The organism is Blautia schinkii, assembly GCF_013304825.1.
GTDB classification, from domain to species: domain Bacteria; phylum Bacillota; class Clostridia; order Lachnospirales; family Lachnospiraceae; genus Blautia_A; species Blautia_A schinkii_B.
On sequence record NZ_JAAWUO010000001.1, the window covers coordinates 183,088 to 204,362 of the forward strand.

Consider the following 21,275-nt stretch of genomic DNA (forward strand, 5'->3'; position numbering starts at 1 on the left):
TTTTACAATGGGAGCAAATGAGGCAAAAACAGCGATTCTTGAGAACCGCACAGCACTTGGAATCGAGTTTGGTTCTACAAGGATCAAGGCAGTTCTGGTTGATGATAAGAACCAGCCTATCGCATCCGGCGGTTACGGATGGGAGAATCAGTATGTGGATGGTATCTGGACATACAGCCTGGAGGAAATCTGGAAAGGTCTCCAGGCCAGCTATCAGGATATGGCAAAAGATGTCCGGGAAAAATATGGAGTGGAGCTGACAAGCGTAGGGGCTTTTGGAGTCAGTGCCATGATGCACGGATATATGCCGTTTAACAAAGCAGGCGAGCTGATGGTTCCGTTCCGCACATGGAGAAACAATATCACAGGTGAGGCATCTGAGAAACTTGGAGAACTTTTCCATTATAATATCCCTCAGAGATGGAGCATTGCACATCTGTACCAGGCGATCTTAAACGGCGAGGAGCATGTGAAAGATATTGATTATATCACAACTCTGGAAGCCTATGTACACTGGAAGCTTACCGGAAAAAGAGTTCTGGGTATCGGTGATGCGGCAGGTATGTTCCCCATCGACAGCGAAACAAAAGACTACAATGAGGAGATGGTGAAGAAATTTGATGAGCTGGTAGCTCCTTATGGATTCCCATGGAAACTCCGCGATATCATGCCGGAGGTTATGGTTGCAGGACAGGATGCGGGTACTCTTACAGAAGAAGGAGCAAAGCTTCTTGATGTAACCGGCAGACTGAAAGCAGGAATCCCGATGTGTCCGCCTGAGGGAGACGCAGGAACCGGTATGGTTGCCACAAACAGTGTGCGTCAGCGGACAGGAAATGTTTCAGCAGGAACTTCTGTATTTGCCATGATCGTCCTGGAAAAAGCCCTTTCCAAACCGTACAAAGAGATCGATATGGTCACAACACCTGCCGGTGATCCGGTTGCCATGGCACATTCCAACAACTGCACATCTGATTTGAATGCCTGGGTGAATGTGTTTAAGGAATTTATGGAAGCAATGGGCATGGAAGTGGATATGGACAAATTGTTCGGAACACTTTACAATAAAGCAATGGAGGGAGATCCTGACTGTGGCGGACTTCTTTCCTATTGTTATTTCTCAGGTGAGCATATGACTGGCTTTGAGGAGGGACGTCCTCTGTTTGTCCGCTCTCCGGAGAGCAAATTTACACTTGCCAATTTTATGAGAAACAATCTTTATACCTGTCTTGGAGCTATGCGTGTAGGTCTTGATATCCTTCTTAATCAGGAGCATGTGAAGATCGACAAGCTTCTTGGACATGGCGGCCTCTTTAAGACAAAAGGTGTTGGCCAGCAGATCCTTGCAGATGCAGTGAATGCACCGGTTTCCGTTATGTCAACCGCAGGAGAAGGCGGAGCCTGGGGAATCGCGATCTTGGCATCTTATCTCATTAACAAAAATGATGGTGAAGATCTTGCTGATTTTCTGGATGAAAATGTCTTCAAAGGAAATGAAGGAAGTACACTGGCACCGGAAGCAGAAGGTGTGAAGGGATTTGATGCGTTCATGAATCGGTATATGAAAGGCCTTGGCATTGAGCGTGCGGCTGTAGAATCCAGGATCTGGTAAAGAGCAGAACGGATTGAAATATAAATCTTTGATTTACAGGAATAATGAAAATGAAATCAGAGGAATATAAATGAAACAGACAGATCATGAAAAGAAACCGGCTCCAGGCCAGATCGTACATGTCGTGATCGATCGTCCGATGAATACTTACCATCCGGAGCACAAGGAGCTTTTCTATCCGGTAAATTATGGATACATAGAAGGAATCATTGCTCCGGATGGCGAGGAACAGGATGTATATGTTCTGGGCGTGGATTACCAGATAAAGGAATTTACAGGTAAAATCATCGCTGTTATCCACCGTCTTAATGATGTGGAAGATAAATGGGTGGCAGTACCGGAAAACATGACTATGACGGCCGAGGAAATCATGGCACAGGTAAGTTTTCAGGAACAGTATTTTAAGACAGAGATAGAGATGATTGAATAAAAGGCAGCAAGTGATATTAAATAAGGAGAAAACATCACAATGGAAAAATCAACAGTTTATTTTACAGATTTTCGTTGTCCTGTGGGAACCAGCCAGCTTGATAAGCTGAAAAAACTCTGTGTTGCTGCCGGAATCAGAGACATTGACATGGACGGAAAATTTGTAGCCATTAAGATGCATTTCGGTGAGCTGGGAAACCTGGCATTTCTTCGCCCGAACTATGCAAAAGCTGTGGCAGATCTCTGCAAAGAACAGGGCGGGCTGCCATTTCTGACAGACTGCAACACTCTTTACCCAGGAAGCAGAAAGAATGCTCTGGAGCATCTGGACTGTGCAAACCTCAATGGTTTTAATACCATTACTACAGGCTGCCAGATCATTATTGGAGATGGACTTCGAGGAACAGATGAGATAGAGGTTCCGGTAGTAAACGGAGAATACTGCAAAACTGCGCTGATCGGACATGCGATCATGGATGCGGATATTTTTATCAGTCTCAGTCACTTTAAAGGGCATGAGTCAACAGGATTCGGCGGTGCTCTGAAAAATATCGGTATGGGCTGCGGAAGCCGTGCAGGAAAGATGCAGCAGCATGCCAGCGGTAAACCTGCCATCAACGAAGAAGTCTGTCGTGGATGCAAACGCTGCGCGAAAGAATGTGGAAGTGATGCCATTACTTATGTAAACAAAAAAGCAGTTATTGATTATGATAAATGCAAGGGCTGTGGCCGCTGTATCGGAGCCTGCAGTTTTGATGCTGTTTACAATCCGAATAGCAGTGCTAATGAAATGCTTGACCGCAAGATGGCTGAGTATGCACAGGCTGTCTGTCATGGCCGTCCACATTTTCATATTGCACTGGTACAGGATATCAGCCCGAACTGCGACTGCCACGGTGAGAACGATGCGCCGATCCTTCCGGATATCGGAATGTTCGCAAGCTTTGACCCGGTAGCTCTGGATCAGGCATGTGCAGATGCCTGTCTCAAGGCAACGCCGATCGAAAACAGCCAGCTTGGAGAGCATCTGGCAGAGCCAGGATGGCACTGTCATCACGATCATTTCAAAGATTCCAACCCTAATGTAGAATGGAAAGCAACTCTGGACCAGGCAGAAAAGATCGGCCTGGGAACAAGAGAGTATGAGCTGAAGAAGATTAAATAAAAAATATATCAAATGATAAAAAGCAGGAGCAGACATGGATGACATGTGATAGCACCTGCTTTTTATATGCCCAAAATGTTCTTCCACTCCTGCAAAACAGCAGGTGTTGCCTATGGCAAAAAGATGGAAGGAATCCGTATATGAATTTGCAAAAGCAGAGGTACTTGAGGCAGGAAGAGAAGAAGGCAGAAAAGAAGACAGGAAAATGTACCGTGGAACAAAGGTGATAACGTAAGAGAGAATATGCCATTTCCAGCCCTTTGGTTCATGAGATGATCAGTGAAAATTTTATTGAAAATATTTTTCCTTAATGGTATCATGAGACACGAAAAACACAGAAAATAAAAATACCAGGCTGTTAATAGTAAGTACATACGTTACAACAGATTACAGCCAGTCGGACAGCGAAAGAGCAGCAGGTGGCTAACTGCAGAAATTCGCTGTGATATACAGGAGGAGAAAAAATAATGAAATTAACCATGCTTGGAACAGGCAACGCACTGGTAACGGAGTGCTATAATACATGCTTCGTGCTCAGCGATGAGTACGGCCATTTTCTGGTTGACGGCGGCGGTGGAAACACTGTGCTTTCCCAGCTTAAGAAAGCAGGCGTAGATCTGATGGATGTTCATGAGATCTTTGTTACACATAAGCATGTTGACCATATCATGGGAATTGTTTGGGTGATCCGAATTATCTGCCAGAACATGAAGAAGGGTGCTTATCAGGGCGAGGCCAATATCTACGCACATGACGAAGTAATCGGACTTCTGAAAGACATGGCATTTAAGCTTCTCAACAAGAAAGAGACACAGTACATCGGTGATAGACTTCATCTGATCGAGATAAAAGACGGCGAAGAGAAAACGATTCTCAATAAGAAAATAACATTTTTCGATATCGGTTCTACCAAGGCGAAACAGTTCGGTTTCCAGATGATCTACGGAGATAACAAGGTGCTGACATGCTGCGGAGATGAGCCATACAACGAATGCGAGGAGAAATATGCGAAAGGCAGCGACTGGATGTTTCACGAAGCATTTTGCCTGTATGGACAGCGTGACATCTTCAATCCTTATGAGAAACATCATTCCACAGTTAAGGATGCCAGCGAGCTTGCCCAGCAGCTTGGCGTAAAGAATCTTGTACTGTATCACACAGAGGATAAGAACATTAAGAATCGTAAAGAACTTTACGGAGCAGAAGGCAGAGAGTATTATCACGGAAATCTGTTTGTTCCGGATGATCTTGATGTGATCGAAATGTAATTTTTTATGAAGTAAAAAGAAAAGACCGGAAGTGCGAGGTAACATAACACATGCCAGAAACAGACAACATCATACTTGAAAAAAAATACAGAAAACTCCAGGATATCATTCATTCTCTTGGAAGCGTAGCTGTAGCATTTTCCGGCGGTGTAGATTCCACATTTCTGCTGAAAGCTGCACAGGAAACACTTGGTGACAAGGCTATGGCCATCACTGCATGCCCCTGCTCTTTCACAGACAGAGAGCTGAAAGAAACGGAGGAATTTTGCCAGGAGAACCACATCTGCCAGGAAGTCTGCAGGATCAATGAATTTGAGATCCCGGGATTTCGGCAGAATCCACCGGACCGCTGCTACATCTGCAAAAAAGCCATTTTCACAAAACTCTGGGAAGCAGCGAAAGCGCATAATATGAATATGATCGCAGAAGGCTCCAACATGGATGACTTAGGCGATTATCGCCCGGGAAAAAGAGCCATCCAGGAGCTTGGCGTGCGAAGTCCTCTTCAGGAAGCAGACCTCTATAAAGAAGAGATCCGTGAGCTGTCAAAGCACATGAACCTTCCAACCTGGAACAAGCCGTCCTTTGCCTGTCTTGCATCCAGATTTGTATACGGTGAAACCATTACTGAGGAAAAACTTCACATGGTAGACCAGGCTGAGCAGTTTCTGATGGAGCTTGGCTTCCACCAGTTCCGCGTACGCATTCATGGAACAATGGCGAGGATCGAAGTCCCGGAAGAGGATATCCTGAAAATTGCAGATAATGAGACAAGAACAAAGATCACAGAGAAATTCTGCACTCTGGGATTCTCCTACGTAACATTGGATCTTCAGGGCTTCCGGTCCGGAAGTATGAATGAAACACTGGGAAAATAGTATCGGAAAATAAATAATCCCCCGGAAATACCGCACGAGAAGTATTTCCGGGGGATTGCTGCACAAATAGAACCTGAGGCTCAATTACTGTTTTCAAATTTCAAATTTTGAATTGAGAATATCTGCCTGGCGGGCTGTATATCTTACATATAATCCTTCAGAACATTATGATCCCGCAGTACTTTCTCAACCACAGTTCCCTTCACAACATTCAGAAGAGGCTTCTTCAGTGCATTCAGAGGTCCGGGGAGCTGGATCTCAAGAGGAGATTTGCCGTCCATCAGTTTCACGGAGCTGTCCAGAAGCTCACGGATATCGTAAACACTTCCCCATACTTCCGGAACACCACGGTCTACACCAGTGAGGCCATATACAGCCTCCATTGCAGTACGTACAGAATATTCTGTAGTGAAAACAGTATCACGCGGAGTTTCGGCAAACTGTCCGAGGAATGCGAAGTTCACACAGCCATCCGGGATAACATCCGGGCGGTCACCTTTGGCACGCGGCATGAAGAAAGCTGTGATATAAGGCATCATGGTCGGAACGCAGATCGCACTGTTCTCAGCCATATCATCGATCTGATCCACCGGAACACCAAGGTGGTACAGCCACTCTGCAGTGATCTCTTTACCTGTGCAGTCTTTCATCGGCTTCTTGATATAGTCGCCGGGAACATCTGTGAAAAGTCCGTAAACCCATACGCAGACTTTATCAGGATCTTGCTCCTTGAACTGTCCCTGACGGTTGATGGTCCAGCTTAAGAGCCATTTGGAATCCTGGCAGCTTACGATACCACCGGTAACGACCTTGCCGGTACGTGGATCACGCTGACAGATGTTAGTGATATAAGGGATGATACGGTCATCCAGTGTGGTGACGGTAGCAGATTCCCAGTTGGTCTTGGCAATGTCTGAGCAGAATTTCTCCGGATGTCCGAAAGACGGATCCTGAGCTGCGATATTTTTCCACAGGGACCATACTCCGCTGGTACGTACCTCTGCATCACCATTCGGTGCATGGTTCTGATCACCGTAGATCGTGCCCTCTGTACAGCTTCCGTTTGTGACGAAAACAAGATCATTTTCTGTGAGAAGGATACCCTGCTCAACGCCTTTTACTTTGCACTCAATAGCAGAAGCGGTCTTTTTGCCATCCTTGAAATCAAAGATAACATTTGTGACTTCTGTGTTGAACTGGAAGTCAACACCTGCGTCCTCCAGATATTTCTTCATAGGAAGAATCAGAGATTCGTACTGATTATATTTCGTGAATTTCAGGGCACTGAAATCCGGAAGGCCTGCGATATGATGGATAAAACGCTGGAAGTAAAGCTTCATCTCAAGTGCACTGTGCCAGTTTTCAAAAGCAAACATGGTGCGCCAGTACAGCCAGAAGGTGGAATTAAACACCTCATCGTCAAATACATCTTCAATAGTCTTATCGTAGAGATCCTCATCTTTGGTCATGAACAGCTTCATGATTTCCATACAGCCTTTCTGGCTCAGATTGAACTTGCCGTCTGTATGTGCATCCTGGCCACGGTTCACAGTTGCACGGCAGAGAGAGTAGTTCGGATCATGCTTATTCAGCCAGTAGAATTCATCCAGAACGGAAGCACCCGGTTTTTCAAGGGAAGGAATACTGTGGAAAAGATCCCACAGACATTCAAAATGGTTCTCCATCTCACGGCCGCCGCGCATAATGTAGCCTCTTGACGGATCATAGATTCCGTCGCAGGCACCGCCGGCGATATCCATGGCTTCCAGAATGTGGATGTGTTCACCAGGCATCTGTGCATCTCTTACAAGGAAGCAGGCAGCCGCAAGGGAAGCAAGACCGCTTCCTACGATATAGGCATGTTTATCATCAATACCTTCCGGTTTCTCAGGGCGGGCAAAAGCTTCGTAGTTACCGTTGGAGTAATAAATTCCTTTACTGTTTTTGTCATATTTTCCGCGCTCTGTATTGCGGTAATTTTCGGTAGTTTTCTTTACATGTAAAGTTTCCTCTTCATTGATCTCTTTTGTTTTTTTCATCAGTATGGCTGCGCCGGCTCCGGCTGCTGCAAGTGCTGCAAGTCCCATGAATCCTTTTTTATCTGACATATGACATCCACCTTTCATAAATGAGATACCTGTTTGTATCGGATTAACTGTTCTTTGTTGCTGTTGATGCTATGATAGCCCATCCGGAAAAAAGATTCTATTTACAAAACACCGAAAGTGTTCAGTTTTTTATCATTATGTCTGTTTTGATAAGTTTTTATTCTGTATGCATTTCTGCAGTTTTGTTTCTGGCGGCAAAATTACGGATGGCGTTGTCGATGCTTCCGTATAGTGCAGTTGCGGTATCATCCGCGATCCCGCGATAATCTTCACGCATGCCGTTTTTGATCCAGTCCAGCATGATCCCTACAAAGCTGTATTTATACAGATCTGCGATAAAAATTTTCTGTTTATCCGTGATGGGGATGTCTTTTGATCTTTCTGTTACCACGCCCATAAGAAGATTGCAGGTAAGCTGGAACAGATAATTCTCGATTTGTTCCCGTCCCACGCAGCGGTATACATTTAAGATAAATGGCTTGTTTTCCATCACGGCATCAAAGATCTGTAGAAGCCCTTCATGCCAGGTGGAAGAGGTTTTTTTGCCCTGAAGGGCAATTCTGGCATCTTCCAGACAACACCACTCCACAAGATCATAGATATCCTTGAAATGATAGTAAAAAGTCATGCGGCTGATTCCGCAGTCAGTGGTAAGGTCGTTGATGGTTATCTTATCTAAAGGCTTCTTAAGAAGCAGATGTTTCAGGGATTCTTCCAGGGCAAGCTTGGTTGCATTTGTCATAAGTACACCCTCCTTTGGTAGGTTTATGGTTATTAATATAACATGAAAGTGCACAGAAAATCCATGTCAAACAGTGACTTTTCTGTGAAATTATGATAAACTGAAACCCGGAATGTTTTGTGAAACAGAATGGAGTGTATTATGAAAAAGAAATCAGCTTGCATCCTGCTGGTTTTTGCTGCCGTGATAGTACTTACTTATATGACAGGAGAATCCTATTACAGAGGAATCAGTGAAAAAGCAGGGTTGGATGAACAGGAAGAGAAAATATATAAATACCAGTACGACATGATTGTGGATAGCCCTGATTCCCAGTTTTGGCAGGCAGTATATGACAGTGCGAAGAAAAAAGCAGCTTCCAATAATGTACTGCTTGAGATCATGGGGTCGGATAGAGAAACATCCTATAATAAACTTGATTATATGAATATGAGCATTGCGGCCAAGGCGGATGGTATTATCCTGCAGTATAATGGAGAAGCCGGTCTGGAAGAAGCAATCAATACTGCAGTAAGAAACGGAATACCGGTAGTTACAGTCATGAGTGATGCGGTGCACAGCCGCCGCCAGAGCTTTGTGGGAGTCAGCGATTATCAGCTTGGCATGGCTTACGGGGAAATTGTTGCCAGATATGTGAATGAGAACACGAAGAAGATCCTGATCCTGCAGAAACGGGATATTGACGATATGAATGAAAGTCAGATATATACCCAGATCAGTAATGCAGTTCAGACAGCGGTCGGTTCTGCGGATATTGAGATCAAGGGAAGGAATCTTCTGTCAACAGGAACCTTTGAGACAGAGGAGGCAGTTACTGATATTTTTCAGCAGAAGCGGAATATTCCGGATATCCTGGTGTGCATGGATGAAGAGACAACGGAGTGTGCAAGACAGGCAGTTCTGGATTTTAATCTTGCAGGAAAGGTGGAGATCATCGGTTACTATACATCTGAGGATATCCTTGCAGCAGTAGAAAAAGGTGTCATTTCAGTTACCTGTGATGTGGACACGACCCAGCTGGGACAGTACAGCGTGGAGGCAGTTACCAGCTATATAGAAGATGGAAGAACCAATTCTTTCTATAACGTAGACATTAATTTTCTTGACAAAACAGCAGTGGAGAAGATGAGGAGGGAGGCAGTCACAGATGAAAAAAATCCGTTGGAGTGACTTTTCTCTTGTAAGCAAGATCATGCTGGAGGTTGGAGTGCTGGCACTTTTACTGTTCAGCATCAATATGCTGTTTTATGCGCGGATCAACAACTCCATGCAGGAGATGGACGATGTGTATGCCAGTAATGCCCAGATCACAGAGCTTGGGCAGGTTTTTGACGATGTGCAGGACAGCATGTACCAGTATCTGAAGGTAAAAAATTCTCAGGCATTAATGGATTACTATCAGAATGAGGCGAAATACAGGCAGGAGCTGGAGGAGTTAAATGAACAGAATATTGATGATTCCGTGAAACTTCTGGAGAAGAAGATACGTAAGATGTCGGAAGCATATCTTTCCTGTACAGCAGGAACTGTAGCTGCCAAGAGAGGCAGGAATGTGGAAAAATATAAGCAGGAATATGATAAAAGCCTTGAGCTTTACAGTTATATCCAGAGTTCTATGGATGAGCTGAACAAGCAGCTTTTTAAAGAAAATTCCCAGACCTATGCAGCTCTCCGGGCGGTTATGAGATATCTGGAGATCAGTAATATGGTGATCATGCTTCTGGTGGTGGTCTGTGGAATGTTCCTTCTGATCACAGCAACAAGGGAGATGTTCCTGCCGCTGACCAATATGGCGGAAACTGCACAGCTGGTAGGTCAGGGGAATTTTAATGTAAAGATGCCCCCGACAGATTCCAGGGATGAGCTTGGAGAGGTAACAAGAGCTTTTAATACCATGGTGGAGAATCTTAGTCTTTACATTGCCAGGACAAAGGCCGGCATGGAAAAAGAACAGCAGATGATAGAGCGGGAGCTTTTGATGGAAACACATCTCAAGGAAGCGCAGCTTAAGTATCTCCAGTCTCAGATCAACCCGCATTTCCTTTTTAATTCCTTAAATGCAGGAGTACAGCTTGCTATGATGGAGGATGCAGAAAAAACCAGCATCTTTGTGGAAAAGATGGCAGATTTTTTTCGCTACAATGTAAAGAAGGGTGAGGAAGATGCGACGCTTGAGGAAGAATTGGAGGCCGTGGATAATTACATTTATATTCTGAACGTGCGGTTTGCCGGAGATATCCATTTTTCAAAAAAAGTGGAATGTGATGTGGGAAATGTGCGTGTTCCCAGTATGATCCTGCAGCCGGTTGTGGAAAACGCAGTTAATCATGGAATACGGAATATTGACTGGGAGGGACATATTAATCTCAGCGTGGAGCGATGGGACGATCATATTGAGATCAGTGTCCTAGATAACGGACTGGGAATGACCAGAGAACAGATAGAAAGAGTCCTGTCCAAAAAAGTCCACAGCAGTTCGGGCGAGGGTGATTCCACGGGAATCGGAATGAACAATGTGATCAGCCGTCTGGAACTGTATTATGAGTGTGACGGATTGATGGAGATATACAGTGAAGGTGAAGGAATGGGAACAGAGGTAGTGATCAATATTCCTCTGGAGAGGAGTGAAAAAAATGTACAGAATCCTGCTTGCTGATGACGAAGGGATCATGCTGGAATCCCTGAAAAATATTATAAGTTCCAATTATGGAAATGAATGTGAGATCCACACAGCCAAGACAGGCCGTGTGGTTGTGGAAGAGGCGGAGAAATATCCGCCGGATATCTGCTTTATGGATATTCAGATGCCGGGCTTAAGCGGAATCCAGGCAATCCGGGAAATTCAGAAATTTAACAGATCTGTGGTCTTTGTAATAATTACAGCCTATGATAAATTTAATTATGCCAAGGAAGCGGTAAATCTCGGAGTTATGGAATTTCTTACCAAGCCGGTAAACAAAAAGGTGATTCTGGAAATATGCTCCAAAGCTATGGAAAGGGTAGATTCCACAAGACAGAAGCGAAGCGACGATCTCCGTATCCGTGAAAAGCTGGAAACAGTTGTGCCTATGATCGAAAGCGGATATATCAATAATATTCTTCTGCAGGATGATTTTCAGACATACCAGGATAATTACAGGGAGCTTCTGGATATCCGGGAAGAATACGGATATATGATCGTGGCTGAATTCGGTGATTCTACGGAAAATGGCGTTCTTACAAATGCAGTGGGGGCCAGTGTGAAGGCAAACAAATTTTATTCCACATTCCGGGAAATCGCTCAGGGATTTTTTGAATGTCTGGTAGGACCTATTATGGGAAACCGTATTGTACTGCTTGTTCCGTACCGTAATTCCAGGGAGTCCTATGAGGAACGTGTGGAGGTTGTAACAAGAACCAGAAACATGGTACATAAGCTGGAAAGCAGGATTGACAGTAAATTTCGCTGTGGTATCGGCCGGGTGAAGGAGATGGGAAGCACCATGAAAGAATCCTTCAAGGAGGCCATGATCGCACTTCGGGAAAGTACCAGCCATGTGATACATATTGAGGATGTTCCGGCTGCACAGAAATATGACGGCGAATATCCAAGAGATCTGGAACGTCGCTATGAAAAGCGGGTGATGGATAAGGATGTGGCAGGAGCTTTAAGCTGTGCCGAGGAATTTATCCGGTGGATGGAGAAGCAGCAGGGAGTAGATCTGGAGGACATGCGCATCAAGATTCTGGAGCTTGTGATGGGAGTGGAAAAAAAGGCTTTTTTTGCAGGTACCGTGAAATATGCGATCAGCTACCGCAGAAATTATATTCATGAGATTCAGGAATATACAGACATAGAAGGGATAAAAAAATGGTTCCTGGGCAAAACATCAGAAATTTGCAGCAACATGGAAAGCGCAAGGGAAAAAGAAGCGGTTTCCATTATTGAAAAAGCAAAGTCCTATATTCGGGACAATTACAAAAAAGATATTTCACTGGATGAGGTATCACGGGAGGTGGATATCAGCCCTTATTATTTCAGCAAGCTTTTTAAGCAGGAGACCGGAGGAAATTTTATCGAGTATCTTACAGAAGTGCGGCTTCGGAATGCAAGAGAACTTCTCAAGGATTCAGGGCTTTCCATCAAGGAAATCTGTGCGGAATCCGGATACAGCGACCCCAATTATTTCAGCAGGATATTCAAGAAATACGAAGGCGTGACACCAAGTGAATTCAGAGAGAGGTTGAGGTAGACAATATGAGCGGGGGGAAAATGATCAGGAAGCTGTTGATTTTACTGTGTTTGCTGACATTGATGCTAAGTGGCTGCACTTCCGAAAAAACAGAGCAGGCAGCTACGCAGGAAATAGATACAGAGGAAGACGGAGTAGAAAAGAAAATTCAGATCGGTCTTACAGTGGATTCTTTTGTTATTGAGAGGTGGATCCGTGACAGGGATGTATTCGTGGCAACAGCAAGGGAGCTGGGAGCGGAAGTGAATGTTCAGGATGCGGGAGCAGATACAAAAGAGCAGATCAGCCAGATCGACTATTTTATCAAGAAGCATATGGACGTGATCGTGATCATTGCCAGAGACTGCAAAGCATTATCTGAGGCCGTGGAGCGTGCCCACAATGTAGGAATCAGGGTGATCTCCTATGACCGCATGGTAAATGATGCGGATACAGACATGTATATTTCCTTTGATAACCGGAAAGTCGGAGAGGTCATGGCACAGTCCATGATGGAAGCAATCCCTGATGGCGGAAAGATTTTTATGATCCAGGGATCTGCTTCAGATAACAATGTAGACATGGTAAAAGAGGGATTTGAAGACACTCTGAAAAATAGTGCTCTGAAGGTAGTTTACGAAGCCAACTGTGAGGGCTGGATCGCAGAGCTGGCAGCTGATTATGTGGAGGAAGCACTGGAAGAATATCCTGATGTAAAGGGAATCATGTGCGGAAATGATGATATTGCCAGCCAGGTGATACAGGTTCTTGCGGAAAACCAGCTTGCCGGACAGGTGATCGTGGTAGGCCAGGATGGTGATCTGGCTGCATGTCAGCGTATTGTGGAAGGAACCCAGTACATGACAGCATTTAAATCTATCGAAGATCTGGCACGCCAGGCAGCTGAATATGCGGTGAAGATGGCAGAAGAGGGAAAGATTTCGTCAGATGTGACAGATACCATGAGCGATGGAAGCTATGATATCCCGGCGAAGGTGCTGGAACCGGTTGCCGTTACAAGGGATAATATTGATGAGGTGATCATTGACGGCGGTTTCCACAGACGAGATGAAGTATATCTCAATATAGATTACGATACAGAGTAATGCAGAACAGATTGCATACCGGCATATATGTGGCGGTGAAATTCTGCAAGTAATGTGGCAGTGTATCCATATGCGCAATAATACACAATTATGACAAAAATCAATAGCAGATTTTTGGTGCAAAAATGTCTTGCCTGATGCAGGGCATTTTTCTTTTGCAAAAAAATGTCTCTGTCCTTGCCAACTATGTCCAGACAGTCCTGTGCTATAGTAACATCATCAAAGGAAACGTGATTCCAAAAACAAATAATGAAACGGAGGATTTTACAATGAAAAGAAAAATGGTATCTGCACTTCTTTGCGCAACAATGGTAGCTGGTATGGTGGTAGTTCCGGCAGCAACAGCACAGGCAGCAGACAAGAAACTGATCGGTGTTACCATGCCGACCAAGGATCTCCAGAGATGGAACCAGGATGGCGATAACATGAAGAAAGAGCTGGAGGCAGCAGGATATGAGGTAGACCTTCAGTATGCATCCAATGATGTAAGCACACAGGTTTCCCAGCTTGAGAACCAGGTAGCAAACGGATGCGACCTTCTGGTTGTGGCATCCATCGATGGAAGCAGCCTTGGCGAGCCTCTGAAACAGGCCAAAGAAAAAGGAATTCCGGTTATCTCTTATGACCGTCTTCTTATGAATTCCGATGCAGTAACCTATTATGCAACATTTGATAACTACAAAGTAGGTCAGAAACAGGGCGAGTACCTGGTAGATGCACTGGATCTTGACAATCAGGACGGACCATTCAATATTGAGCTGTTCACAGGAGATCCTGGTGATAACAACTGTAACTTCTTCTTCGGTGGTGCAATGGATGTTCTCCAGAAATACATCGATGACGGTAAGCTGGTAGTAAAATCCGGACAGACAGAGTTCGAGCAGGTTGCTACCGCAAACTGGGACAGTGCAAAAGCACAGGACAGAATGGATACTATCATCGCAGGTAACTACTCTGACGGAACAAATCTTGACGCAGTTCTCTGCTCCAATGATTCCACGGCACTTGGTGTTGAGAATGCACTGGCAGCTTCCTACACAGGAGAATATCCGATCATCACCGGTCAGGACTGTGACACACCAAACGTTAAGAACCTTGTAGCAGGAAAACAGGCAATGTCTGTATTCAAAGATACAAGAGCTCTTGCATCTGCAGTAGTAAAAATGGTTGACTCCATCATGAAAGGTGAGGAGCCGGAAGTGAACGATACAAAATCCTATGATAACGGAACAGGTGTCATCCCGACATACCTTTGCGATCCGGTTGTTGTTACAACAGATAACTACAAAGAAATCCTGATCGACTCCGGATACTACACAGAGGATCAGATCAAATAATCAGAATTTTCAAGAAAGAAATTTATCACATGCAGGCGGGGAATATAACCGCCTGCATGAACAGTGGAAAGGGAGGGAAATTGAGTTGGCTAAGATACTTCTGGAAATGAAAAATATCACCAAAACTTTCCCAGGTGTAAAGGCACTGGATAATGTTAATCTCCAGGTCGAGGAAGGCGAGATCCACGCACTGGTAGGTGAAAACGGTGCCGGTAAATCTACATTGATGAATGTATTAAGTGGTATTTATCCGTACGGTTCGTATGAAGGAAATATTATTTATGATGGTGAGATCTGTAAGTTTAACACTATCAAGGACAGTGAACATAAAGGAATTGTAATCATCCACCAGGAACTTGCTCTGATCCCGTATATGACCATCGGGGAGAACATGTATCTGGGTAATGAAAGAGGCAAAAGCTTTTCCATCAACTGGAATGAAACTTATGGAGAAGCAGATAAATATTTGAAAATAGTAGGACTGGAGGAATCCTCCAGAACTTTGATCAAGGATATTGGTGTAGGTAAACAGCAGCTGGTTGAGATCGCAAAGGCACTTGCAAAGAATGCAAAGCTGCTCATTCTGGATGAGCCTACCGCATCACTGAATGAAGATGATTCCAAAGCTCTTCTGGATCTTCTTCTGAAATTCAAGAAGCAGGGAATGACGTCTATCATCATTTCCCATAAATTAAATGAAATCTCCTATGTAGCAGATAAGATCACAGTTATCCGAGATGGATCTACCATTGAAACACTGGATAAAAAGAAAGACGATTTTTCTGAGCAGAGGATCATTCAGGGAATGGTTGGACGTGAGATGACAGACAGGTTCCCGAAACGTCCAAATGTAAAGATCGGCGATGTTTCCATGGAGGTTAAAAACTGGAATGTTTATCATCCGCTGTATACAGAACGTAAGGTGGTAAATAACGTATCCTTTAAAGTACATAAAGGTGAGGTTGTCGGTATTTCAGGACTGATGGGAGCCGGACGTACAGAACTGGCTATGAGTATTTTTGGCAAGAGCTATGGAACTAAAATTTCCGGACAGGTGTTCATGAACGGAAAAGAAGTGAAGCTGAATACAGTTCAGGAGGCTATTGACAACAAGCTCGCCTATGTTACAGAGGATCGAAAAGGAAACGGACTGATCCTTTCCAAGTCCATAAAGATGAACACTACACTTGCAAACATGTCGGGCATCAGTAATGGAAAAGTGATCGATACGGACAAAGAATACGCAGTTGCTGAGGAATACAGGAAGAAACTGAAAACCAAGTGCCCGACAGTTGAGCAGAATGTCGGAAACCTGAGCGGTGGTAATCAGCAGAAGGTTCTTCTTGCAAAATGGATGTTTGCAGAGCCGGATATTCTGATTTTGGATGAACCTACAAGGGGTATTGATGTAGGTGCCAAATATGAAATCTACTGTATCATCAATGACCTGGTCGCAGCAGGAAAATCTGTGATCATGATCTCTTCTGAGCTTCCGGAAGTGCTTGGAATGTCAGACAGAATCTATATCATGAACGAGGGCAGATTCGTAGGAGAGGTAAGTGGTGAGGAAGCTACATCTGAGCTGATCATGTCCAGGATCGTGAAGTCAGGTAAAGGAGAGTAAGAAGATGGAGAAAAAGATTAGTTTTTCAGAAATATTAAAAAAATATACCATGGTCATTGTTCTGGTATTTGTTGTGATCATGTTTTCTGTGAACACAAAGGGCGTTATGCTTCTTCCGCAGAATGTAAATAACCTGGTAGCCCAGAATGCATATGTATTTATTCTTGCAACCGGTATGCTGTTCTGTATTTTAACAGGTGGTAACATCGATCTGTCAGTTGGTTCTGTTGTATGCTTTGTTGCTGCTGTCGGTGGTAAGATGATGGTTCTCAACAGTATGAACCCGTATCTCACTATGATTGTGATGCTTCTTGTGGGTATTGCCATTGGTGCATGGCAGGGATTCTGGATCGCTTATGTACGAATTCCTCCATTTATTGTTACTCTGGCAGGTATGCTTGCTTTTCGTGGCCTTTCCAACGTAGTTCTGGAAGGACAGACCCTGGCTCCGATGCCGGATGCTTATCTGGCTCTGTTCAATAACTATATTCCGGACTTCCTTGGTGGAGGTGAAGGATTTAACAGAACATGTTTCGTAGTTGGCATTATTGTCTGCATCGTCTATGTTGCACTTGTTATGAAAAACCGTGCAGACCGTGCAAAAAAAGGCTACAGTGTTGAGTCTTTCGGTGGTGTTGCAGTGAAGATGGTTCTGATCTGTGTAGTTGTTCTTGCATTCATGTTCAGACTTGCTCAGTACAAAGGTATCCCGAATTCCCTTCTCTGGGTTGCAGTGATCATCGCAATCTATACATACATTGCTTCCAAGACTACAACAGGTCGTTATTTTTATGCAGTTGGCGGTAATGAGAAGGCAACAAAGCTTTCCGGTATTGATACAAACAAGGTTTATTTCCTTGCTTACCTGAACATGGGCCTTCTGGCAGCTATTGCAGGTATGGTGACAATGGCCAGACTGAACTCATCCAACCCACAGGCAGGTACAAACTTCGAGATGGATGCGATCGGTGCATGTTTCATCGGTGGTGCTTCTGCTTATGGCGGTACCGGTACAGTTCCCGGTGTTATCATTGGTGCCCTCCTTATGGGTGTTCTGAACCTTGGTATGAGTATCATGGGTATTGACCAGAATATCCAGAAGGTTGTCAAAGGTATGGTTCTTCTTGCAGCCGTTATCTTTGATGTTGTAAGTAAGAGAAAATCCTTTATCGTAAAATAATAAAAATGAATGAAGTTTAGCAGCAGGCTTTCGGAAAGATTTGAAGTCTGCTGCTTTTTTGCATAGGAAATTGTTCCGCAACAGGATTCTTTTTTTGTTGTTGTTTTATGTGAGAGTTTTTTGCCAGATTTTGTGGTTTTATGGGTGATATGCTTGTTTTTAGGGGAGCGTTATATTATAATAAGGGAAAGTTAGTGATTTACGATTTTGTGTTGTCGGGAGGCTGTGATGGGAAATACAGTGACGATTTGTTTTGCGAATAATAAGGGCGGCAGCGGAAAGTCCACCAGCTGTTCCAATGTAGGTGCGGCACTGGCCGGTATGGGGAAGAAGGTTCTTCTTGTGGACGGCGATATGCAGCTGAATCTTTCCCTTTCATTTTTTGATGAAGAAGAAGTTCTGAAAATGGCTGCCGGGGAAAAAAATCTCTACTATGCCATTGGTCATCAGTCGGATCTCAGCGATTTTATCGTGCATACGAAGTATGAGAATCTGGATCTGGTTCCGTCATCCACGCTGATGAGCTCCGTGGAATATGAGCTTTTTACGAAATGGCAGAGAGAATTTATCCTGCGGAAATGTCTGCAGAAGATCAAGGATTCCGGGGTGTACGATTACATTCTTATTGATGCACCGCCGACTCTTGGCGGCTGGGTGATGAATATCCTGTGCGCATCGGATTACGTTCTGGTTCCGGTGGAGGCAAGCCCGTGGGGGATGTTTGGTCTTGCAAATATGTTCGATTTCCTGAATGAGGTACGTGAGATCGCTCCGGCCCTTCAGGTCCTGGGAATCGTTGTGACAAAGGCAGATGCCAGAAAGAATTATTTCAAACAGACCATGGAGACTCTCAAAGAGATGGAGGGAATCTATCTTTTCGAATCCTTTATCCGTGTGGACAGCTCTATCGAATGGTCACAGGACAGCAGCGAGCCGGTTGTGGAATTCAAAAAAAGCAGCCGCAGCGCAAAAGAATACATAGCATTGGCAGAGGAGGTAATGGATCGTGTCAGTAGGTAAAGCAAGCATCGCAAGAGCAGTAAATGCAGAGAAAACAGCAAAGACAGAAGAGAAAGTTACAGAGGTAAAAGAGGCCCAGGTTAAAGCAGCAGAGGTAAAAGCTGAAACAGAGGAAAAAGCAGCAGAAAAAACAACTGTAAAGAAAACAGCAGCGAAAGCTCCTGCCAAAAAGACAGCAGCAAAAACCACAGCAAGGAAAGCAGCCACAACAAAAACAACAGCAAAGAAAACAACCACCAGAAAGACGACAACACGAAAAACTGCAGCTAAGAAAACAGTCGCCGCAGAAACCACAACAGGAACCGTAGCTCAGAATGTGATCAGTGGAGGAAACGCTGATGAACTTCAGGCCAAGTTCCTCACCCCAAAGAAAGACGAGCCGGACAACAACCAGCCGGTAGGAATCAAGGATGAGCTTCCGGTTTATCTGCTGTAATTGTAATACAGAAGAAATATTCACAAAGTTCATTAAAAAAAACTGTCGCAGACTCTGTGCCATAATCCAGACACAGCGTGTGCGGCAGTTTTTATATATTGCTACATCCAGTGGGACAGCGAAGCGCCTCCCACGTCCGTACGTCACAGTCATCATTCAGCCCATTCTGTCTTGATGAATCAGGCGTGCCCAAGAGGGAGGGAGCTCGAGGGAGGGTCTTCGGGCTTCGCAACTCTGAGATGACCCTCCCTCGTATCTTATTTACATATTGTAATACGCAGCATACAATCCATTCTTCTCAAGCAGCTCAGCATGAGTGCCTCTCTCGGCGATACCATCCTCCGTGATCACAATGATCTCATCCGCATCGCGTATTGTAGACAATCGGTGTGCGATCGTAATGGTAGTACGATTTTTTGAAAGTTCCTCCAGACTCTTCTGGATCCAACGTTCACTTTCGTTATCCAGTGCACTGGTGGCCTCATCCAGGATCAGGATCGGAGGATTCTTAAGGAATACACGGGCAATGGAGATCCGCTGCTTCTGTCCGCCGGAAAGGCGTGTGCCACGTTCTCCCACATAAGTGTCATATCCATCCGGCAGCTCCATGATAAAGTCATGGATACTTGCACATTTGGCGGCATTAATGATCTCCTCATCGGAAGCTCCGGGCTTTCCGTAGGCAATATTATCCTTGATGGTTCCGTCAAAAAGATAGACATCCTGCTGTACCATACCGATCTGGCTTCGAAGGCTCTTAAGAGTCAGCCCGCGGATATCCTTTCCGTCTACAGTAATGGAACCGCCGGTCACATCATAGAATCTGGGAAGGAGAGAGCAGATCGTGGTTTTTCCGCTTCCGGAAGGTCCCACCAGGGCAATGGATTTTCCAGCCGGAATATCAATAGAGATATCGGAAAGCACAGGAGTTTCATCATCACTGTAATGAAAAGAAACATGGTCGTAACGCACATGTCCTTTCACATCCGTAAGCTCAACAGCGTTGTCTGCATCCCTGATCTCGGATTCTGTTTCCATCACATCCAGGAAACGGCGGAAACCGGAAAGACCCTTCTGCATCATTTCCACAAGCTCTACCAGAATCTGGATGGGGCTGATAAAGATTCCGATATACAGGGCATACATGGCAAGATCTGAAGTCTGCATTTCACCCTGGGCAATCAGATAGCCACCGTAAACCAGAGTTACCAGGTACATCATACCCTGGAAGAAAAGATTAGAACTCATGAAGCTTCCCATGCAGTGATAATTATCTCTTTTGGAAACAAGGAATGCCTCATTACTTTTCTTAAATTTGGCACGCTCGATGTCCTCGTTTGCGAAGGACTGTACTACGCGGATTCCGGAAAGCGTATCCTGAAGACTGGCATTTACATCTCCGATCTTACGACGGTTTTCCATGAAGGTTTCCTGCATTTTGGCATTCTGACGAAAAGAAAAAACAAACATCACGATCACCAGGAGGATCAGAGGCAGTGCAAGCTTCCTGTTGATAAAGAACAGGAAGATAAAAGCACCGACAATCTTTACCAGAGAGATAAAAAGATTTTCAGGACCATGATGTGCAAACTCGGAAATGTCAAAAAGGTCACTGACCAGTTTGCTCATCATCTGACCGGAATTATTCCTGCTGTAATAGGAAAAAGACAGCTCCTGGTAATGGTCAAAAAGCTCCCGGCGCATATCACGTTCCATCTTTGCACCCATCATATGTCCCTGACAGGTTACATAATATTTGCAGAGACTCTGCACAATGTACATAACAAAAAGAGAAGCTGCAATCACAGGGAGGGCATGAAGAATAACATTCTTATCCTGTGTAAAGAGAGTTTTTGTCATAGTACGAAGAATCTGGGGATAAGCAAGATCTACCAGACTGATAACGGCTGCACAGATCAGGTCAATAAAAAAGACCGCTTTGTACGGGCCGTAGTAGTGGATGAATTTCTTGATGGTATTCATCGGAAAAAGTACCTCCGTTTTTATGAAATGTATGGTCTGAACACGGAAAAAATATCGCAGTCAGACAGTCTATGTTCATCTTAACATAAGAAAGAATAAAGTCAAGCCAGGGAATTTCGGGTTCGTCCGGCACATATCGTTTGCCGGTGAATAATAGCCGTACCGGATTTTTTACG

Annotated in this window: 18 protein-coding genes; 15 read left to right on the forward strand and 3 right to left on the reverse strand. The window is 44.5% G+C overall.

The features are described from left to right. Positions 1 to 7 precede the first annotated feature (7 nt). The 6 genes from HFM85_RS00805 to larE all read left to right on the forward strand — a co-directional run bounded on the left by HFM85_RS00805 (position 8) and on the right by larE (position 5,352). Complete coding sequence (locus HFM85_RS00805; protein WP_173736830.1) at positions 8 to 1,612, forward strand: xylulokinase; 1,605 nt, start codon at positions 8 to 10, stop codon at positions 1,610 to 1,612. 70 nt (positions 1,613 to 1,682) lie between these two features. Continuing rightward, positions 1,683 to 2,042, forward strand: coding sequence for an inorganic diphosphatase (locus HFM85_RS00810; protein WP_243873768.1), 360 nt, complete (start codon positions 1,683 to 1,685; stop codon positions 2,040 to 2,042). A gap of 39 nt (positions 2,043 to 2,081) precedes the next feature. Continuing rightward, entirely contained in the window at positions 2,082 to 3,206 is a 1,125-nt protein-coding gene (locus HFM85_RS00815) for a DUF362 domain-containing protein (protein WP_173736831.1), read from the forward strand. 112 nt (positions 3,207 to 3,318) lie between these two features. Beyond that, the gene (locus HFM85_RS16395; protein WP_264292053.1) at positions 3,319 to 3,441 is read left to right on the forward strand and encodes a hypothetical protein; all 123 of its coding nucleotides are present in this window, start codon (positions 3,319 to 3,321) and stop codon (positions 3,439 to 3,441) included. Between the two features lie 232 nt (positions 3,442 to 3,673). Then, positions 3,674 to 4,474 (forward strand): MBL fold metallo-hydrolase, encoded by an 801-nt coding sequence (locus tag HFM85_RS00820; RefSeq protein ID WP_173736832.1) that lies wholly within the window; start codon positions 3,674 to 3,676, stop codon positions 4,472 to 4,474. Between the two features lie 50 nt (positions 4,475 to 4,524). Then, complete coding sequence (gene larE / locus HFM85_RS00825; protein WP_173736833.1) at positions 4,525 to 5,352, forward strand: ATP-dependent sacrificial sulfur transferase LarE; 828 nt, start codon at positions 4,525 to 4,527, stop codon at positions 5,350 to 5,352. 143 nt (positions 5,353 to 5,495) lie between these two features. On the opposite strand, the gene HFM85_RS00830 is transcribed toward larE, so the two are convergent. Together HFM85_RS00830 and HFM85_RS00835 are read right to left on the reverse strand one after the other, a co-directional pair. Further along, positions 5,496 to 7,460 carry an oleate hydratase gene (locus HFM85_RS00830; RefSeq protein WP_119238941.1) on the reverse strand — a complete coding sequence of 655 codons (1,965 nt, stop codon included), beginning with the start codon at positions 7,458 to 7,460 and terminating at the stop codon, positions 5,496 to 5,498. A gap of 157 nt (positions 7,461 to 7,617) precedes the next feature. Beyond that, positions 7,618 to 8,202 (reverse strand): TetR/AcrR family transcriptional regulator, encoded by a 585-nt coding sequence (locus HFM85_RS00835; RefSeq protein WP_119238942.1) that lies wholly within the window; start codon positions 8,200 to 8,202, stop codon positions 7,618 to 7,620. Positions 8,203 to 8,343: 141 nt separating this feature from the next. Here HFM85_RS00835 and HFM85_RS00840 point away from each other — a divergent pair, with 141 nt between their 5' ends. From HFM85_RS00840 to HFM85_RS00880, 9 genes are all read left to right on the forward strand, one after another. Further along, positions 8,344 to 9,372 (forward strand): sugar ABC transporter substrate-binding protein, encoded by a 1,029-nt coding sequence (locus HFM85_RS00840; protein ID WP_119238943.1) that lies wholly within the window; start codon positions 8,344 to 8,346, stop codon positions 9,370 to 9,372. Further along, positions 9,350 to 10,858 (forward strand): sensor histidine kinase, encoded by a 1,509-nt coding sequence (locus tag HFM85_RS00845; RefSeq protein ID WP_173736834.1) that lies wholly within the window; start codon positions 9,350 to 9,352, stop codon positions 10,856 to 10,858. Before HFM85_RS00840 ends, HFM85_RS00845 begins: the two co-directional genes overlap by 23 nt. Continuing rightward, positions 10,836 to 12,434 (forward strand): response regulator transcription factor, encoded by a 1,599-nt coding sequence (locus tag HFM85_RS00850; protein ID WP_119238945.1) that lies wholly within the window; start codon positions 10,836 to 10,838, stop codon positions 12,432 to 12,434. The genes HFM85_RS00845 and HFM85_RS00850 overlap by 23 nt, the downstream gene beginning before the upstream one ends. A gap of 5 nt (positions 12,435 to 12,439) precedes the next feature. Next, positions 12,440 to 13,519, forward strand: a complete 1,080-nt coding sequence (locus HFM85_RS00855; protein ID WP_244092489.1) for a sugar ABC transporter substrate-binding protein — start codon at positions 12,440 to 12,442, stop codon at positions 13,517 to 13,519. A 308-nt stretch (positions 13,520 to 13,827) separates the two neighbouring features. After that, positions 13,828 to 14,856, forward strand: a complete 1,029-nt coding sequence (gene chvE / locus HFM85_RS00860) for a multiple monosaccharide ABC transporter substrate-binding protein (RefSeq protein ID WP_227588556.1) — start codon at positions 13,828 to 13,830, stop codon at positions 14,854 to 14,856. Positions 14,857 to 14,941: 85 nt separating this feature from the next. Further along, positions 14,942 to 16,480 carry a multiple monosaccharide ABC transporter ATP-binding protein gene (mmsA, locus tag HFM85_RS00865; RefSeq protein ID WP_173736835.1) on the forward strand — a complete coding sequence of 513 codons (1,539 nt, stop codon included), beginning with the start codon at positions 14,942 to 14,944 and terminating at the stop codon, positions 16,478 to 16,480. A gap of 4 nt (positions 16,481 to 16,484) precedes the next feature. After that, a complete protein-coding gene (gene mmsB, locus HFM85_RS00870; RefSeq protein ID WP_092070224.1) occupies positions 16,485 to 17,660 on the forward strand; it encodes a multiple monosaccharide ABC transporter permease in 1,176 nt (391 codons plus the stop codon). 228 nt (positions 17,661 to 17,888) lie between these two features. After that, positions 17,889 to 18,680, forward strand: coding sequence for a ParA family protein (locus tag HFM85_RS00875; protein ID WP_092070221.1), 792 nt, complete (start codon positions 17,889 to 17,891; stop codon positions 18,678 to 18,680). Further along, positions 18,667 to 19,116, forward strand: a complete 450-nt coding sequence (locus HFM85_RS00880; protein ID WP_173736734.1) for a hypothetical protein — start codon at positions 18,667 to 18,669, stop codon at positions 19,114 to 19,116. Before HFM85_RS00875 ends, HFM85_RS00880 begins: the two co-directional genes overlap by 14 nt. A gap of 261 nt (positions 19,117 to 19,377) precedes the next feature. Here HFM85_RS00880 and HFM85_RS00885 read toward each other — a convergent pair whose 3' ends face one another. Next, positions 19,378 to 21,099, reverse strand: a complete 1,722-nt coding sequence (locus HFM85_RS00885; RefSeq protein WP_173736836.1) for an ABC transporter ATP-binding protein — start codon at positions 21,097 to 21,099, stop codon at positions 19,378 to 19,380. Positions 21,100 to 21,275: the final 176 nt, after the last annotated feature.

Excerpts from the sequence above, each read along its gene's own strand:
- HFM85_RS00805 (WP_173736830.1), top strand. The coding sequence starts at position 8 with ATGGGAGCAAATGAGGCAAAAACAGCGATTCTTGAGAACCGCACAGCA.
- HFM85_RS00810 (WP_243873768.1), top strand. The coding sequence starts at position 1,683 with ATGAAACAGACAGATCATGAAAAGAAACCGGCTCCAGGCCAGATCGTA.
- HFM85_RS00815 (WP_173736831.1), top strand. The coding sequence starts at position 2,082 with ATGGAAAAATCAACAGTTTATTTTACAGATTTTCGTTGTCCTGTGGGA.
- HFM85_RS16395 (WP_264292053.1), top strand. The coding sequence starts at position 3,319 with ATGGCAAAAAGATGGAAGGAATCCGTATATGAATTTGCAAAAGCAGAG.
- HFM85_RS00820 (WP_173736832.1), top strand. The coding sequence starts at position 3,674 with ATGAAATTAACCATGCTTGGAACAGGCAACGCACTGGTAACGGAGTGC.
- larE (WP_173736833.1), top strand. The coding sequence starts at position 4,525 with ATGCCAGAAACAGACAACATCATACTTGAAAAAAAATACAGAAAACTC.
- HFM85_RS00830 (WP_119238941.1), bottom strand. The coding sequence starts at position 7,460 with ATGTCAGATAAAAAAGGATTCATGGGACTTGCAGCACTTGCAGCAGCC.
- HFM85_RS00835 (WP_119238942.1), bottom strand. The coding sequence starts at position 8,202 with ATGACAAATGCAACCAAGCTTGCCCTGGAAGAATCCCTGAAACATCTG.
- HFM85_RS00840 (WP_119238943.1), top strand. The coding sequence starts at position 8,344 with ATGAAAAAGAAATCAGCTTGCATCCTGCTGGTTTTTGCTGCCGTGATA.
- HFM85_RS00845 (WP_173736834.1), top strand. The coding sequence starts at position 9,350 with ATGAAAAAAATCCGTTGGAGTGACTTTTCTCTTGTAAGCAAGATCATG.
- HFM85_RS00850 (WP_119238945.1), top strand. The coding sequence starts at position 10,836 with ATGTACAGAATCCTGCTTGCTGATGACGAAGGGATCATGCTGGAATCC.
- HFM85_RS00855 (WP_244092489.1), top strand. The coding sequence starts at position 12,440 with ATGAGCGGGGGGAAAATGATCAGGAAGCTGTTGATTTTACTGTGTTTG.
- chvE (WP_227588556.1), top strand. The coding sequence starts at position 13,828 with ATGGTAGCTGGTATGGTGGTAGTTCCGGCAGCAACAGCACAGGCAGCA.
- mmsB (WP_092070224.1), top strand. The coding sequence starts at position 16,485 with ATGGAGAAAAAGATTAGTTTTTCAGAAATATTAAAAAAATATACCATG.
- HFM85_RS00875 (WP_092070221.1), top strand. The coding sequence starts at position 17,889 with ATGGGAAATACAGTGACGATTTGTTTTGCGAATAATAAGGGCGGCAGC.
- HFM85_RS00885 (WP_173736836.1), bottom strand. The coding sequence starts at position 21,099 with ATGAATACCATCAAGAAATTCATCCACTACTACGGCCCGTACAAAGCG.